Consider the following 16,395-nt stretch of genomic DNA (forward strand, 5'->3'; position numbering starts at 1 on the left):
CCTCATTTTCCTTTGAGCATTGAGTTCAGCAAGCGGATCAGCACGCCCACGAAGATGATCGGTGGCAGCGCGAGCAGGACCGTCGACGCATTGATCACGCCCCACGGCACTTCCTGTCCGAGCGACGTAAAGGCAGACGCCACGACGGGCAGGGTGGCGCTGCGCGAGGACGTCAATGCGAGGCCTATCATCAGTTCGTTCCAGACCAGCACGAAACTGAATATGATGCCGCCCAGCAGCGTGTTGCCACAGGTCGGCAACGCAATGCGCCAGAACACCGCGTAAGGTCCATAGCCGTCGAGCGTGGCGGCCTCTTCGATCTCGCGCGGCATACGCTGGAATACGGGTATCGACAGCCATGTGATGGTGGACAACGTCGTCAGCAGATAGGTGACGATCATCGAGAACCGCGTGTCATACAGACCCAGGTCTACCCAGATCGCAATGAGTGGAATCGCGATTGCCACGGGCGGCAGGAAACGGAGCGACAACAGAAAGAACTGGATGTCGCGTTTTGCGGGAACGTGAAAACGCGCGATGACATAGGCCGCCGGCACGCCGAGCAGCGTACCCAGCACGACCGCGGTGCCCACGATCACGGAACTGTTCTCCAGCGCGATCAGCACCTCCGGGCTTGAAATGACCTGCCGGTAATTGTCCAGAGTCGGCGTAAAGATGAAGCGCGGCGTAGGTGTGACGATATCGAGCAGGTTTTTCAGCGAATTGAGTACCGCCCAAAGGACGGGAAACACCGCCACCACGGCGAGCGCCACGCCAAGCAACAGGATCGTACTGCGGGAGATCAGTCTTCCCATTTGTTCACCCGCTTCCAGATAAGCGTGAAAATCAAGGTTGTTGCGGCCATCATCAACACCGCCATGCTCGATGCGTACGACACCTTTCCCGCGAGACCGATCCCCTGGGAGTACGCATACAGGTCCAGCGTTTCGGTGGAGACGCCCGGGCCACCTTTGGTCATTACGTAAATCAGGTCGAATGAGCGCAGCGATTCCACCATCTTGATGAACACGAGACTCATGATCGGCGCCTTGAGCATCGGCAGCGCGATGTACGCGTAGACCTGCCAGGTGCTCGCATAGTCGAGCCGTGCCGCCTCGAGCGGCTCGGGCGGCAGCGTTTCGAGCAGCTTTAGCACGACCACCGAGAAGAACAGCCCCCATTGCCAGACATCGACCAGTGCGACCGCATAGAGCGCGAGCCCAGGGTCCGAAAGAAAGGCTGTGTTCGTGAAACCGAACAGACCGGCCAGCCAGCTGAGGATGCCGTTGAGCGGCGAGTACATGAACTTCCAGATAAACGCCGCGGAAACGCGTGGCAACAGCACGGGAATGATCAACAAAACACTGATGGCATTGCGCAACCGGCCGTGCACGTGCTCGAACAGATAAATTGCAACGACGATGCCGAGCGCGACCGCACCGAGCACCGTGACGATCTCCCAGATCACTGACACTTCAATGGAGTTGATAAAGCGCCGGTCGGCGGCAAGGCGCACGAAATTGCGAAACCACACCAGCTCGCTATCCGGGTAGCGCAACACGCGATTCCTGAGCGCGAGGTTGATTGCCGCGACGGTCGGGACGAATCCCAGCACCGCCATCGCAACGAGAGGCGGTACAAGAAACACGAACGGAAGGCTAGTCTTTCCGCGATTGAACATTCAGCTCTCCAGCATCGAACCACTCAGTAGCGTATGCCGCCGCTCCCGTTTGCAGAGGGGATTCGCGCGCCTCGCGCTCATCCCCGTGCTGCTGCTCACTTGCGCGCGTGCTCCATGGCATCCTGCGCGTACTGGGTCGAATCGTTCAGCGCACCCTGAATGTCCTTCTGGGTGCCCGTAAAGATCTCCTCGAGCGCCACGCCGAGGTTGTCGCCGATATCCGGCCATTGCGGGCTTGGCCAGAACGTGACCTTCGACACGGGCGTCGTATCCTTCAACCCGGCGAGGATCTGCGGTTTGACGTGCTTCTGGAAGTAGTCGCTTTCGATCGTGCTGGTGCGGTTGTAGTCGCTGAATACGTTGTCGCGCAAACGCGCCTGCTCCTGTTCCTTGCTCGTCGCCCACGCGATGAACTTGCCGGCGGCCTGCCGGGTGCATTCGTCTTTCGCGCCGACCGCGGAAATGGCCAGACCATGCCCGTAAGCAGCGGAGGGCAGCGGTGCCGGCGGCCGGACGTAGCCTACTTTGTCAGCGACACTCGACTTGGTGGGGTCTTCCATCCAGTCGGCAAACGGAGTTGACTCGATCATGAACGCCACCTTGCCGGAGCGGAATGCCTCGAGTGCGTTGCTCCAGTCGTAGGTGGCCGAGCCGGGCGGTGCGTACTTGAAGAGGTCCGTGTAAAGCTGCGTGGCCTTGACGGCCGACGGCGAATTGAACGCGGGTTGCTGCGCCTTGTCGGTCCATGTTCCGCCTTCAGCCAGCATGAACGGCGCCCAGCGCCAGACGTTCATGCCAGAGCCGCGCTGGCCTCGCGCAACCCAGCCGTAGAGGCTCGGCGGCGCGTTCAGCTTCTTGATGTCGGCGACCAGTTCGTCGAGCGTGCGTGGCACGGGCATGTGTGCCTTGTCGAGGATATCCCGACGATAAAAGAGGAAGTCGGAGCCGCCAATCAGCGGCGCGAAATACGCGACGCCCTTGTAGCTCGCTACGGCGCGGCGACCGGGGAGGAAATCGTTGTAATCGGCATCCTTGGGGTAGTACTTCAGCAAGGGCACGATCCAGCCCGCCGTCGAGAACTCGGAGACGTTCGCTTCATCCACGTAGTAGATCTGGTAGGACCCAGCACCGGTTGATGCGTCGAGCCGTGATTTCGCGCGGCGGTCGTTCTCTCCGAAGTAGCTGATTTCGATCTTCGTGCCGGTCTTCTTCTGGTAGTCCGGCAAGGACTTTTCCATCACAGTGAGGCCGAGACTCTTCTGCGCGAGCACTTTGAGGACTGGTACGTCGCACGTTTGCGCGACCGACACGATCGGCACGGTCGCGCTCAGCAGCGCGCACAGTGTGCAATAGGGGAACCTTTTCACCGCTGTCTCCTTGTAGGTTTTCGTTCGAATCCGCGTTATCGGGCGGCGAGGTTTGCCTGCCGGCAGATAGCGAGCACAAGTTAGCACCTGGCCCGAGTGCCATCCACACCAAAACGGGGCAGTTTGTCTGTACTTTTTGCTCAGTTTTTGTGTGCAGCGCAAAATTTTGTGTCGGTCCGTTCAGCGGAAAGCCCGGTTGTATGGGTTCTGACTCGCCGAGAGGCCGATCTGACGCGTCTGCTGGAACTCGCGCCAGCGAATCGGAAAAGCTTTCAAGGGCGACATATCGCGTCAACCTGCGCACCGGCGGCTAATGTGCTCAGCCCTGTGTGGTCCCCTCGCAAGCGGCAAACGGGCGGACCGGGTGCGGCCGCCTGCCTCGAGCCGCTTGTGGAGCCATCAAAAGAACATCAGACGGGGCGGTTCAAAGACAACAGTTCGGTCCACCCCCATACCTGCCGTTGGATTGGCTGCATTACTCCGAAGCCTGATGGAAGCGCTGCGCACACAATTCGGCCGACGCCGACGGTGGCCGATCAGGAACGTGTGGCCGTTCTGGATCGCTTCACCGACATTCTCGACCCGGTGCCGGCGCGTGTCAGCTTTCCTTATTGGCGAGTCCTCTCGACCCGAAGTCGCCACTCGCACTTCATGAAAGCGGACGCTCACTGAGCCGGTTATCGCCAATGCCAAGCGTAGCGTCGTAGGTCAAAGAGACCTGACTCAATCCGGTGCCAACCTGAACTCGATTTTCACGAGCCCGCCGGCGATTGACATAGACTGTTTTTCGCCCGAACCGGGTTTTGACGTGCAAAAGAGTTCCTCCACGTGAGTTCCAGAATTCTCCCCGCGATGGCAAACCCAGGCATTCTCCGTCTCGCTCAGACCTATAGGTCCCCATGGGGTTAACTCTCTATGAGCTATTCCGACGATTCCGCTATTGACGGTAACGCGGATCGCCTGCAACGCGAACCAGCCCCGGATTGGTGCCCGACATCTGGCAACCACGACTATTGTGCGAACCCAATGGACGCGTTGCGGCACCAAAGTTCTTCTGGGGTGGCAGAGCCACCAGCGCGACAGGCACCGATGTACGCCGATCGCTAGCGATCGGCAGTGCGACCGCATGAAAGCTCTGATTCACCTGAACTGGCCCGCCTTCAACTGCCCATTGAACCTGGCCTTGTATGACGCGTTTTCGCCGCCCGCGAGAGCAGGCCGGGAACCGGTTGTCGCCGAGGTCTGTAGCGCGCTGCTCAGGTTGGCAAGATACTCATTGCGCGCTGAAACAGCCGGTGAGTAAATTCTGTTCGAAGCGAACCCTTCAGCCAGCAGTTGCAAGATCGAAGCATGATCGAGATTGCCCGAAAACACGCCGTCCGCCGACTCATAGGGCGACACCAGAATCGCGGGAACGCTGAGCCCTGTCGTTTCAAAAGCGAAGCTCGCGATGTTACTCGGGAGACGAAGGCAGCGAATCGCTAGCTGCGTAGTCAAAAGGCGGCTGTGTCGCGTCGACGTGAGCCTCTAGCGATGTTGACGCCACGTGCAACGCGCTGTATCGCTACTGGCCGTCTTGCCTTGGGCCGTTCCGTGGCCTGTTGACGTCGCTGTTCGCGCCGTCACGGGTACCCATATTCAGACCATTGGCCTTGCCGCGCCTGGAAGGTCCCGTCGAACGGCTACTACCCGCCTTGCCGACGCCACTGCCCGTGACATCCGGTGAATCGTTTCCCCTCCCACTCGGGGTCTTCGTCAAACCGGCGCCGGCACGGGGTGTTGTCGTCCTGTCAGCGCTGCCGCCGACCTGTGCGTATGTTATTGCCGACATTGCCATCACCAGAGCCGAGGCGAAAAACGTCTTAGTTAGATGTTTCATGGCTCACTCAAAAGAAGATAACTCATGCCAGCGTCTGCCGTTCACATGAATGAGCGTCGCAAGGGTCATGCCTGTGTTGCTGATTCGTCGCTGTTGCCAAGGCAAGTTGGCCATGAAATCGACAACAAACGGTGAGGCAGCGCGTAATGTCTCGAAAAATGCCACTATGATGGCCGTCCGTCGCAATGCCAGGCGCTACGCAGCGTTCTGTATTTCAGCGTGCCGATCGTGGGCTCTAGGCTCTTGCGGCTCTGCCTGTCTCATGAATTGGCAGTCTGAGTCTGCTGGCACGCCCAGAATTACATCTATTCCTCGCTGTTCGTGCCGGCCGCCCTGCGACCGCTTCTCCAGGTTGAAGAACAAATACCAACTCTCTGTTGGGCACGTGCCTTGCATGCTGATGGAACACCATTCCTTGATGGAGGTGAATGATGGGCTCAATTAACCCGCAAGGCGGCACTCGAAGCGGAGCTAACATCGTCGGCGGAGGCGTCGGCGAAGGCCCGGGACCTGAGGTCATGGCGGCAGCGACGCTCGACGGGACCAAGGTTATGTCTTCAGACGGCGAACACGTCGGGAAGATTTCAGACATCATGCTCGATGTCCGCAACGGTCGCATCGCCTACGCAGTGCTCTCCGAGGGCGGCTTCCTTGGCATGGGTTCCAACCTGCACGCCATCCCGTGGAGCGCGCTCACTCTCGATACGGACCAGAAATGCTTTTTTGTTGATATTGCGGCGCAGCGCCTCAAGGACGACCCGGGGTTCGACAAGGACCACTGGCCCGCGATGGCAGACGCGAAGTGGGGAGAGACAACGTACAGCTACTACAACAGGAAGCCGTACTGGTCCGCGACCCAGGAGGGAGTAGAAAGCGACCCGACGTTCCGGCCGAGCGAGCATTAAAACACTATCTGGTTAGCGGCCGCGGCGGATGCCTTATCTGCCGCTCAGCGCCTATGCCACCGTGACCTGCCTGGGTGACATAGGCGCAGTGCTTGACCCACCAGGCGCGCGGGAATACTCGCCACTGCAGGTGCATCGCGCCCACCGCGAAGACCGTAAAGACGCCATGGCGATACGAGCAGGCGTCGCCTCCATGAGGCACAACAGCCTGCGCACGCGATATCCGACGGGGTCGAGCGACTACGGGTCGCACCGGCGGAATTCACCCCTAGTAGGCCCTATTAATTCACTAGTACAGGAAGCCGACGAGTCCATTGCCCCTTTTTTCGGCATCTGATATTTGACTTGCTGCCAGGAGACCGACATGGCCACCACCCCGAAGGAGCCGAATCGCACAAGTGAAAAGTCCGAGAAGGATGTCGATAAGGTTGTTTAAGACACTTTGCCCGCCAGCGACCCGCCAGCAACGGGTAGAACCCCCCGCATTGAGTCCGAGGACGGCGAAGAATCTGACAAGCTTCGCCAGAGTAATGACTGGCGCAAGCAAGGCGGCGCAGATTGTTGTCAGAATAAATCACGATGTCGCCGCAGGAACACCGATGCGCCATTGAGGCGGTGGGAGGGTCCCGTTGACGGCATAGTCGCCGACAATGCGTTCCTTATAGATGCGCGGATTGTGCGACGACAGGGTACGCGCGTTGCGCCAGTGTCGATCGAGTGCGGCAGGCTTTTTCGTCGCCGATGCGCCCAGTGAATCGAACGCGCGAGTCGAGGCATCAAGAATGAGGTCGGTGATGATGACCTGCGCTTGCGCGGTTTCGATCTCAGTTTCCGCATTGATCTGTACCCGCTCTTCTTCGTTCGCGAATCTCGCGTCGAACGCGCGCTGCAACGCACGTGCCGACGCGATCGTGATGGCTGACGCGGCGTAGGCCGCGCTGCGCACTTTCCCAACGATTTGCAGCACCTGGGGATCGGCGCTGGAACGGCTTGCTGACGCATGATCGTAGGTACGCCGCCGCGCGGCAACGGCTCGCGCGACGTCGCCGGCGAGCGCCCGCCCGATGCCGGCGAGCGTCGCTAGATGGACCGTCTGATACAGGCCCGTTGCGTATTGAAAGCGCTCTTCGTCAAACACGATGTCCTCCGGGAACACCTCGACATCTGTGAACGTAGACGTGCCGCTCGCAGTGAGCGTTTGACCGATGCCGTCCCAATCGTCGACGATATTCAACCCCGGCGACTCGCGTCGCACCGACACGCACACCCCGCGCGCTTGTTGATCCGCCGCGCCTACGTCAAGCCAATCCGCGAACAGCGAGCCTGTCGTGTAGTACTTTTCACCGTTGAGCCAAAGCTTGCCGTCGCGTTCGGAGATGCGCGTGGAAAAGCCTTCGATCTGCGCGTTGCCGATTTCCGTCCACGCATTTCCCGCTAGCTCACCGCGGACCAGGCGTTCGATCCAGCGCGTGCGGTACTTGCCCGCAGGCTTGTTCAGCACGTCCTCGGCGAACGCGAAATGACCGCGCAGCGCCTGCGTGATATTCGAATCGGCCTCGGAGAGTTCCGTCAGCAGTGAAAAAAGCTCGGGCAAGTCAAGGCCGTAGCCGCCTTCGTCTTCAGGGACGCGCAGCGCTCCGAATTTCTCCGCTTTTAGCCACGCGATCTGCTCGAACGGCAGTTCGTGCGCAACCTCGCGCGTGACCGCCCCTGACGCGATGTCGGCGAAGATAGGCCGGAACCTCGCCAACACGGCATCGAACTTCGGATTCGAGATGCCACCCCAACCTGCATGCAGCACAGTCATGTTGTTTTCCTCTTTGCATTTGTTCCGCGATGGTGCGCCAGATTACGCGCCACCTAGATAGAAGCGCTGAATGTCGTCACGCGCGCGCAGCTCATCCGCGCGGCCTTCCAGTACATTCACGCCGTGCTCGACGACTGTCGCTCGATCGGCGCACTGAAGTGCGACGGCCGAGTTCTGTTCGGCAACGAGAATGGACAGGCCCTCGAGTTTGTTGAGCCGTTTGAGCGCGGTAAAGATCTCCTCGACGATGAGTGGCGCGAGACCCATTGAGGGCTCGTCGAGCACGAACAATTTCGGGCGTGCCATCAGACCGCGACCGATCGCGGTCATTTGCTGCTCGCCGCCCGACGTGAAACCGGCCAATGTCTTCCGTTTCGACTTGAGACGCGGAAACAGCGCATAGACCCGCTCAAGATCGTGACGGGTCTCGCGGCGCGGCAGAGCCGGGCCGAATCCTCCGCACAGCAGATTTTCCTCGACCGTTAGCGAAGCAAAGCAGCGACGTCCTTCGAGCACAGGGACAATCCCCATCCTGACGAGCTGCGCCGGGGTCTTGCCGCGAATCGACTTTCCTTCGTAGAGGATGTCGCCTCGTGTCATCATGCCGCGCTGCGCGGGCAGAAGGTTCGATACCGCGCGCAGTGCCGTGCTTTTTCCGGCGCCGTTAGAGCCAAGCAGGCCGACGATCTCGCCGTGGACGACCGAAAAGCTCAGACCATGCAGTGCGGCTGAATGGCCGTAGGCGGCGCGGACTTCTCGAAACGCCAAGAGCTCCGTTGCGTGCGGCGCAGCCATCAGTATTCCTGCAGGTGATGGCGCAAGGTCGTGCCGCTATAGCTCTTGCGGAAACGATCGCGGCGCTGTAACTCGGGTACGACCCAATCCACGAACTCCTCGTAGCAGCCCGGTGTGAACGTTGTCGCCAGCATGAAGCCGTCGGCGCCGCCCTCGTCGAGGTAGGTCTCCATTTGGTCGACGATGTCGCTTGCCGTACCCACCGCCACGGGCATACCCATTCCTTGCGCATAGATCAGCGCGGCTTCGCGCACCGTCACCGGCGCCCCGTTCTTCGCATAGACGATAGACTCGAAGAGTCCTTGGATTCCGGGGACTTCGATGTTCGAGACGTACTCGTCGAGCGAATAGTGCGAGAAGTCGAGACCGAAGTGCCCCGAAATCCACGCAAGCGCGCCTTCGAGCGGAATGCATTCCTTGATGCGTTCGAATTTCTCTTGCGCCTCGGCACGGCTCTCGCCGACGACTGTCTGCAAGCCAAAGATTCGCTTGACGCTGTTGGGCGCACGGCCGAATCGCCCGACGGCACGCTTCTCGAGGTCGCCCGAGTATTCCTTCATGCGGTCGAGCGTCGGCAATACGGCAAATACCGCTTCGGCGTGCTTCGCGGCAAAATCACGCCCGCGATCTGATGATCCAGCCTGCCACAGCACGGGCTGCCGTTGCGGGGAGGGCGGCACGAAATGGCGGCCTTTGCAGCGAAAGAACCGTCCTTCGTGCTCGACTTCGTGGATCTTCGCGGGGTCCGCGTAGATACCCGCCCGCTTGTCGGCGATGATCGCGTCGTCGTCCCACGAGCGCCACAGCTTGTAGCAGACCTCCATGTATTCCTCGAGCCGCTCGTAGCGGTCCGAGCGCTCGCGACCGTCCACGCCGTAGGCGTTCCATTCGCCGTGCGAGAACGACGAGACGATATTCCAGGCGATCCGGCCGCCCGACTGGTAGTCGAGACTGGACAGACGGCGGCTCATCGAATACGGATGTTCGAAGGCGGTGGAAAGCGTCACGCCGATCCCGAGGCGGCTTGTCGCGGTGGCGACCGCCGGCACGATCGTGGACGGCTCGTTACAAGGGAATTGCACGGCGTACTTGACGCTCGCGTCCGATGACCCCTGGAAAGTCGAATAGGGCGCAAGCTGGTCCGCGATGAAGAGTGCATCGAACAACCCGCGTTCGAGCACGCGCGCGATGTGTTGCCAATAGGCGTAGTCACCGTAGTCCCAGTTCACCTTGTCGCGCGGGTGTCGCCACATTCCCGTGCTGTGACTGTTGAAGCCATTCTGCATGAAGCCTAATAGATGAGCCTTCTTCTTTCGTGTCATTGCCTTTCTCCGTGACGCCGGGCGTCGTTCTTATTCCGCGCACGTACGCGGGGTCAGCCGTTTCTGTTGCGCGTATTTTTCCGCCGCCTGCTCGACGATCGGGCGCATCAGAGCGTGATCAGGTTGAATCCAGTCGGTCACGATCTTCCATTTCGTGCCGTCCCACTGTTGGAACTTCACAGAACCTGCGCCTTCATGATCGGCGCAGGTCACATGAATGGACTTGAGCAGCCCCGTCGCGCCCAGTGCCTCGATCCGCGCGCTGTCGAGTTGCAGATGCTCGAATCCCCAGCGAACTTCCTCACTCGTCAGCGGCCGCTTGCCGAACTTCGCCTGTGCGGTACGCACGGCTTCGACATTCAGGATGCCGTTGACGATACCGAGGTTGTAGTAGACGCTTCCGATGCGCGTCGGATCCTGGAGATTGCCTTTGCCGGCTTGATAGACATCTTTTTCGACTTCGCGAATTACGGCAAAGTCTTTTCCCGACGGCTGCGTTATCAGCGATACGTAACCCTTTGCGGCGTCGCCCGCCGGCCGCACGTCTTCTTCCGAATTGGCCCAGACGTTGCCGATCAGGTGATCGACCGGAAAACCGACTTTCTGAGCGCTGCGAATCGCGACGGAGTTCATGACCCCCCAGCCGCGCAGTACAACGTAGTCGGGGCGTGCGCGGCGAATGGTGAGCCATTGCGCCTGCTGGTCATTGCCCGGATGCGGAACCTCGATCTGCTGCACATCGAAGCCATATTTCTTCGCGAGCAGACCGTAGATGGGGATGGTCTCCTTGCCATACGGCGAACCGTGATAGAGCACGACGATCTTCTTGCCTCTGAGCTTCGTGACGCCGCCTTCCTTCTGCCCAATGTAGTTGATGATGGCCGATGTCTCGCTCGAGGGGTCCATCAGCAACGGAAAGAAATACGGAAAGTAGCGCCCGTCGGACGTGCCGGTCATGCCGTGATCAATCGTGATGACGGGAATCTTGTCGGCGGTCGCCCGATCGAGCAGCGCGATCTGAATACCGAGGCTCAGAGGGTTCACGGCGACGACGTTCTTACCGCTCTTTTGGCGTTCGTAACATTCGATCCCTTTCTCGACTTCGTACTGTGTTTCGCACTCGTCCCAACTGAGCTTCACACCATTCACGCCGCCATCGCGAAGGTTGACGAGGTTCATGTAGTCGATGAATCCACCGAAGAACCCCGTGCCACCCGCGGCGTATGGGCCAACCCGATAGCTTTGCAGCGGGAAGTACTGTGTGCCGTCCGCATGTGCGGCGGACATGCCCGTTGCGAGCAGCGCTGCGACCATCGCCGCCTTGATTGCTCCAAAAAACCTCATTTCTTTCTACTCCGTTTATTCGGTTGAGTGATGAATCGATGACCAAGGATCAGACCTCGGATCGCGAGCGCGATAGCTGCCGAACGAGCTTGTCGAGCCCATCCGGCTCCTTGATGAGCAAAACGATGATGAGCATTCCAATGATCATGCGTTCAGCCATCTCCAGCGTTCCCGAGTCGATCAGCGTGCCGAGCAGCAAACTGCTCGCGCGGGAGAGCATGAGCGGAAAGACGACCATGAATGCCGCCCCGACGAAGGCGCCTCGAATGGACGCGAGTCCGCCAATGATGATGATGAAAAGGATTTGAAACGAACGGTCGAGGTTGAAGCCGGCCGGCTCGACTGTGCGCAGATAGGTGAAGGCCCACAAGGCACCGGCGACGCCGATGACGAACGACGACAGTGCGAACGCGAACAGTTTGGTATGCAGCACGCGTACACCGATCACGCGCGCCGCCATCTCGTTATCCCGTACGGCGATGAAGTCGCTGCCGATAGGAGACGCAACCAGGCGCGTCGTGAGCAAGGTCAGTGCGCTCACGATTGTGAACGCGAATACGAAGCGTCCTTGCACGCTATCGAAGGTATACGGTCCCACGGTCAGCGACGGCGCCGAGATTACGCCCGACGGGTTGCCGTTCGAGAACCACGGAAAGTGCGTCAGCACCCACTGCACGAAGAACTGGACGGCGAGTGTCGATACCGCGAGGTAAAAGCCGCGCAAGCGCAGGCTCGGTAATCCGAACACGACACCGATCCCCGCTGCGCAGAGCCCGCCAAGTAAAATACTGCCCAACAGAGGCACCCCGGGCAGGCGCAGATTGATGTTGTATGCGGCAAACGCGCCGACGGCCATAAAGGCAGCCGAGCCGAGCGACAACTGCCCGCAATATCCGGTCAGTATGTTAAGGCCCAGGGCGGCGAGGCTAAGACTCAGAAAGGGCAACAGAATCGCTTCGAGAACGTAGCTCGATGCAAGGTACGGGACCAGGACATACCCGGTCACTAGCCAGGCGAACGCGAGAAACGCGATTTTTCTCCGGTCGCTGGAGACAACGCGGACCGCAAGGGTTTGCTCACTCATTTGTTTCACACTCGCTCAGTGCGCGGCATGCCGAACAATCCGTTCGGACGAATCAAAAGGAACACTAGCGCGGTCACGTAGGCAAACCACGCCTCGATACCGTCTCCGATCACCGCGCCGAGATAGACCTCGGCAAGCTTTTCGCTCATCCCGACGATGAGCCCGCCCACAATGGCGCCGACGATCGAATCGAAACCGCCGAGCACCAGCACGGGTAGCGCCTTGAGAACGACGAGCGAAAGCGAGAACTGGACCCCTAGGCGCGCGCCCCACAACACACCTGCGACGAGCGCCACAAGGCCGGCTGCGGCCCAGACCGCGAAGCCAATCCGTGCGAGCGGCAGGCCGATTGCCAGCGCGGCATAAGGGTCGTCGGCAGACGCGCGAAACGCCATCCCTGTGCGGGTAAAGTGAAAGAACACGCTGAGGGCGGCGACCATCGCGGCGACGATAGCGGCTGCCAGCAGGTCGAATCCGGACACCATCACGCCGTGAATTTCGAGCGGGATATCGCTGATACCGAGGTCGAGCGGATGAACAGCCGTACCCCATACCAGTTGCGCGCCTCCCTCGATCACGTAAGACAGCCCGAGCGTGGCCATGAAAAGCGTCATCGGGGGACGGTTGAGCAGCGGCTTGACGATCGTGCGTTCTATGGACCAGCCCAGTAACACCATGACGGCGAGCGTCGCGGCCGACGTCAGGACGAACGGCACGCCGCGCTCCAGGAGGCACACGAACGTAAGCGCGCCGAAGAGAATCATCGAGCCTTGCGCAAAATTCAGCGTGCGCGTCGTCTTGAAGATCAGCACGAAGCCGATTGCGACGAGCGAGTACATCACGCCGGAGAGCATGCCGCCGACACAGACCTCGATAAGGAAGTAAAGATCGGTCGCGGTCATCGTTCGGTCTCCCCGGTGTGCGCGACGCCGAGATAGGCATCGATGACGGCTTGGTCGTTGCGGACCTCGGCCGGTGTACCGTCCGCGATCTTTCTACCGTAGTCGAGGACCGCGACTCGGTCCGAGAGGTTCATGACAATGCCGATGTCGTGCTCGATGAGGACGATCGTCGTGCGATGGCGCTCATGGATAGCGCGCACGAAGCCGGCCATCTGCGCTTTTTCCGTCGCGGTCATGCCGGCCATCGGCTCGTCGAGTAACAGCAGGGTTGGCTCGGCCGCGAGCGCTCGCGCGAGTTCCACGCGCTTTTGCAGACCATAGGGCAGGTTCGCCGCAGGATGCTCGGCCACATCGTGCAAATCGAGCAAAGACAGGATTTCGTCGACATGCTGCCTGACGGCTATCGCCTCGACACTTGCGCGGCTCGACCAGAACATATGCTCGAGGAAGCCCGAACGCCGCCGATACGTGTGTCCGAGTTCGATATTTTCGCGTGCGGAGAGGCCCCCAAAAATGGCCAGGTTTTGAAACGTGCGCGCGATCCCGAGACGCGCCTGCTGCTCCGGGCGGATATGGCGCACCCGTGTGTCGCCCAAGGTGATGAAGCCTTCATCGGCACGGTAGAGGCCGCTAATGACATTGATCAACGAGGACTTCCCTGCGCCGTTCGGCCCGATGATCGAGCGTATCTCGCCCTTTGCGATGTCGAGGTCGATTTGACGGAGCGCCTGAACGCCGCCGAATGAGAGCGCGATGCTTCGCAACGAAATCGCGCTGCTGTGTGCTGCCATCTCAGGGGGCTGTCGATTCATCTGATTGCAATGGTATGAGGTGTACCACGTCGAGGCGAGTCACTCGGCCCCCGATGTTCCTGTGTTCCTACATCACGTCCCTGTTTCGACGGTCCGTTCCGACTCGATGCCACCGTGCCGCACAGCCCGCTCTGCAGCGGGTTGCCTTCGTCTGAAACCGGCGTGGCCGAATCATCCCATCGTCTCCGGCAATCATTAACAATTTTTATGGACTATAAATATTCGAAATGAAGAGAAGGGGGCGTCCGAGTATGGGTTACCATTTCATGCTCTTGAATGTTGGCTTGCCGAGCACCGTCAGGTCATTGCCGCCAGGAAACGTATCGACATGTCCACTCGGAAGCGCGCAGTACCCAGCCCAATTGGCTTTGGTATCTGGTTGCCTATTTACGGAAAGTGGCTGCGCACCCGGGAGTCCTCGGTTGCTCCGGACATACGGTCCTGCATCGAGGTCGGCCGGCTCGCTGACGGCTTGGGCTATGACTTTCTGTATGCGTCCGAGGATGTGCTGAACAGCGTGCATGGGCCGTGTGCCCCAGTCTTGGACGCGTGGAGTCTGCTTTCGTCGCTTGCAGCCGTAACCCGCCGCATTGGTCTATGCGGGGCGATCAAGCCTGGATTGCGCTCGCCGCTTCTTGCCGCGCGCATGATCGAAACCGTGTCCTTGATAGCGGGCCGGCGCGTAACGGTCAACATCACGAGCGGCTGGTGGAAGGACGAGTTCGACGCTGCGAACGTCGCATTGCTCGATCACAAGGGTCGATACGATCGCGCAGATACTTTCCTGCGCACGTTAAGCCGTTTCCGCGACCCCGGAATGGCGCATGACGCATCGTTGGAAATCGGATCGGGGGGGGCTCCAACCAATTATCGGATGCTGGGCTTCGACGCCGACAAGGCGCCGGATATCTGGGTCAGTGGCCATTCGGAACGGGCGACGGCGCTTGCCGCGGAGTGGGCGGGTTGTCTGTTTTTGAATGGGTTGCCCGACGTGCAGTTAACGAGGCATATCGTCGACGCGCGACAGGCTGCGTTGCGATGGGACCGTCGCGTTGCGATCGCGGTGAATGCATTCGTGATCGCCGCCGAGAGCGCCGCCACGGCGGCGGAGCGAAGAGAGCAGATCGTCGAAACGCGCAACGATGAAGCCATAGCCTTCTTTCGGGCGGCCATGCAAGCGTCGGGCGCGACCACCTGGACCGATTTGACCGATGAGCTAATGATCGACACCAATTCGGGCTTCAATGCCCACCTGATCGGCAGTTTCGCCGAGGTGCGAAATCGGGTCGAGCAGTTGTCGGCGCTTGGCGTCGACAAGATCGTCTGCCAGTTTGAAGATCCGCTGCGCGATATCGGTCCATTCATGCAGCAGGTCGTGCAGCCGCTTCGCGAAGGACGCGCCCTGTAGCCCATGAACCTCGAACAATTGAAGATGTTCGTCGAAGCGGCTCGCCACGGAAGTTTCACGTTGGCCGCGGGCAGCCTGGGTGTAACTCAGTCGGCGATCAGCATTTCTATGCGCAAGCTTGAGGAAACGCTCGATGTCGTGTTGTTCAATCGAGTTGGGAATGGACTCTCGTTGACAGATGCCGGTCGCGCACTGTTGAGAGAGGCGGAGCGGATCCTCGCCGATGTGCAACTGACGGTGCAACGGATCGAGACCTATCGGTACGCGCCCAAGCGGCGCCTGCTCGTTGCGTGTAGCCAGAATGCGCACGACCATTGGATGTCGGCCATTGTGACCAATCTCTTGTCCCGCAAGGATTTGCCGCAGATCGACATCGCAGTTGGCTCGTCCAGGGAAATTGCGTCGTGGGTCATGCGCGGCACCGTCGACTTCGGCTTGACCGAGTCGGAACCGGGGCATGGTGCCATCCACTATTGGGACGTCTTCGAGGATCGCCTGCGGCTTTATGCCAGTCAGGAGATCGCTAGCCGCCTTGGCCCGCAACCGTCGTGGAGCGCGCTGGAAAACATTGGTCCAATACTATGGGAGCACGGGGGAGACCTCGAACCGTTTGTCCTTCACGCGTTCGAGAAACACCGATTGCGTGAGCAGCGGATTCGCCATGATGGTCTTCGGCTACGTTCGCTGATTGCGGTTTATGCAGCGATAGCGACCGGCCGACACGCGGGCTATGTCACCGAGCGTTTGGCCGAAGGACTGACGGGCGGAAATCCCGGGTTCCGCCCGATACCCGCCTACGATATTCTGATCCGATATTGGTTTTTTGGTCCTCATCAAGGACTGGGACAATTACTTTCGGAGGCGATCAAAAGTGAGGCGGTAAAACTGGCGCGATCGCCGATCAAAGAAGAATCGAACGGCCGAGAGTCTTAAGACTATGGCTAGCGAGGTTTAGCGACTACGCTGAACCGCATCGTCAACGTCAGCAAAGGGACCTGCAGCAGCCACACGGCGTGCGACCGGTGACCGTCCGGTACCGCCGAGTCGAACGCATAGGCTGTCCGGCAGCTTTTCGGACTGAAGCGGTCT

Annotated in this window: 13 protein-coding genes; 3 read left to right on the forward strand and 10 right to left on the reverse strand. The window is 60.0% G+C overall.

The genetic code is table 11. From position 1 onward, the window contains the following. Positions 1-2 precede the first annotated feature (2 nt). From GCT19_RS21475 to GCT19_RS21485, 3 genes are all read right to left on the reverse strand, one after another. Positions 3-815, reverse strand: a complete 813-nt coding sequence (locus GCT19_RS21475) for a carbohydrate ABC transporter permease (RefSeq protein WP_018432677.1) — start codon at positions 813-815, stop codon at positions 3-5. Further along, positions 803-1,681: a carbohydrate ABC transporter permease gene (locus tag GCT19_RS21480; protein WP_013093304.1), complete on the reverse strand. Its 879-nt coding sequence runs from the start codon at positions 1,679-1,681 to the stop codon at positions 803-805. Before GCT19_RS21480 ends, GCT19_RS21475 begins: the two co-directional genes overlap by 13 nt. Before the next feature lie 95 nt (positions 1,682-1,776). Next, positions 1,777-3,048: an ABC transporter substrate-binding protein gene (locus tag GCT19_RS21485; protein ID WP_018432678.1), complete on the reverse strand. Its 1,272-nt coding sequence runs from the start codon at positions 3,046-3,048 to the stop codon at positions 1,777-1,779. 2,310 nt (positions 3,049-5,358) lie between these two features. Here GCT19_RS21485 and GCT19_RS21495 point away from each other — a divergent pair. Then, entirely contained in the window at positions 5,359-5,832 is a 474-nt protein-coding gene (locus tag GCT19_RS21495) for a PRC-barrel domain-containing protein (RefSeq protein WP_026228137.1), read from the forward strand. 574 nt (positions 5,833-6,406) lie between these two features. Here the strand turns inward: GCT19_RS21495 and GCT19_RS21500 are convergent. Genes GCT19_RS21500 through GCT19_RS21530 form a run of 7 tightly spaced genes read right to left on the reverse strand, consistent with a single transcriptional unit; the run spans position 6,407 to position 13,850 of the window. After that, complete coding sequence (locus GCT19_RS21500) at positions 6,407-7,639, reverse strand: acyl-CoA dehydrogenase family protein (RefSeq protein ID WP_018432682.1); 1,233 nt, start codon at positions 7,637-7,639, stop codon at positions 6,407-6,409. 42 nt (positions 7,640-7,681) lie between these two features. Continuing rightward, positions 7,682-8,434: an ABC transporter ATP-binding protein gene (locus tag GCT19_RS21505; RefSeq protein ID WP_152853076.1), complete on the reverse strand. Its 753-nt coding sequence runs from the start codon at positions 8,432-8,434 to the stop codon at positions 7,682-7,684. Continuing rightward, positions 8,434-9,756: an LLM class flavin-dependent oxidoreductase gene (locus GCT19_RS21510; RefSeq protein WP_152853077.1), complete on the reverse strand. Its 1,323-nt coding sequence runs from the start codon at positions 9,754-9,756 to the stop codon at positions 8,434-8,436. Before GCT19_RS21510 ends, GCT19_RS21505 begins: the two co-directional genes overlap by 1 nt. A 30-nt stretch (positions 9,757-9,786) precedes the next feature. Then, positions 9,787-11,100 (reverse strand): ABC transporter substrate-binding protein, encoded by a 1,314-nt coding sequence (locus GCT19_RS21515; protein ID WP_026228139.1) that lies wholly within the window; start codon positions 11,098-11,100, stop codon positions 9,787-9,789. Between the two features lie 49 nt (positions 11,101-11,149). After that, positions 11,150-12,184: a branched-chain amino acid ABC transporter permease gene (locus GCT19_RS21520; RefSeq protein ID WP_152853078.1), complete on the reverse strand. Its 1,035-nt coding sequence runs from the start codon at positions 12,182-12,184 to the stop codon at positions 11,150-11,152. A gap of 5 nt (positions 12,185-12,189) precedes the next feature. Next, positions 12,190-13,086 carry a branched-chain amino acid ABC transporter permease gene (locus GCT19_RS21525; RefSeq protein ID WP_152853079.1) on the reverse strand — a complete coding sequence of 299 codons (897 nt, stop codon included), beginning with the start codon at positions 13,084-13,086 and terminating at the stop codon, positions 12,190-12,192. Next, a complete protein-coding gene (locus tag GCT19_RS21530) occupies positions 13,083-13,850 on the reverse strand; it encodes an ABC transporter ATP-binding protein (protein ID WP_321576848.1) in 768 nt (255 codons plus the stop codon). Before GCT19_RS21530 ends, GCT19_RS21525 begins: the two co-directional genes overlap by 4 nt. A gap of 376 nt (positions 13,851-14,226) precedes the next feature. Here GCT19_RS21530 and GCT19_RS21535 point away from each other — a divergent pair, with 376 nt between their 5' ends. Next, positions 14,227-15,306: an LLM class flavin-dependent oxidoreductase gene (locus GCT19_RS21535; RefSeq protein ID WP_051106689.1), complete on the forward strand. Its 1,080-nt coding sequence runs from the start codon at positions 14,227-14,229 to the stop codon at positions 15,304-15,306. Between the two features lie 3 nt (positions 15,307-15,309). Then, on the forward strand, positions 15,310-16,239 hold the full coding sequence (locus tag GCT19_RS21540; RefSeq protein WP_152853080.1) for a LysR family transcriptional regulator: 930 nt from the start codon (positions 15,310-15,312) through the stop codon (positions 16,237-16,239). Positions 16,240-16,395: the final 156 nt, after the last annotated feature.

This window comes from Paraburkholderia atlantica, assembly GCF_009362785.1.
In the GTDB taxonomy this organism is placed as follows: domain Bacteria; phylum Pseudomonadota; class Gammaproteobacteria; order Burkholderiales; family Burkholderiaceae; genus Paraburkholderia; species Paraburkholderia atlantica.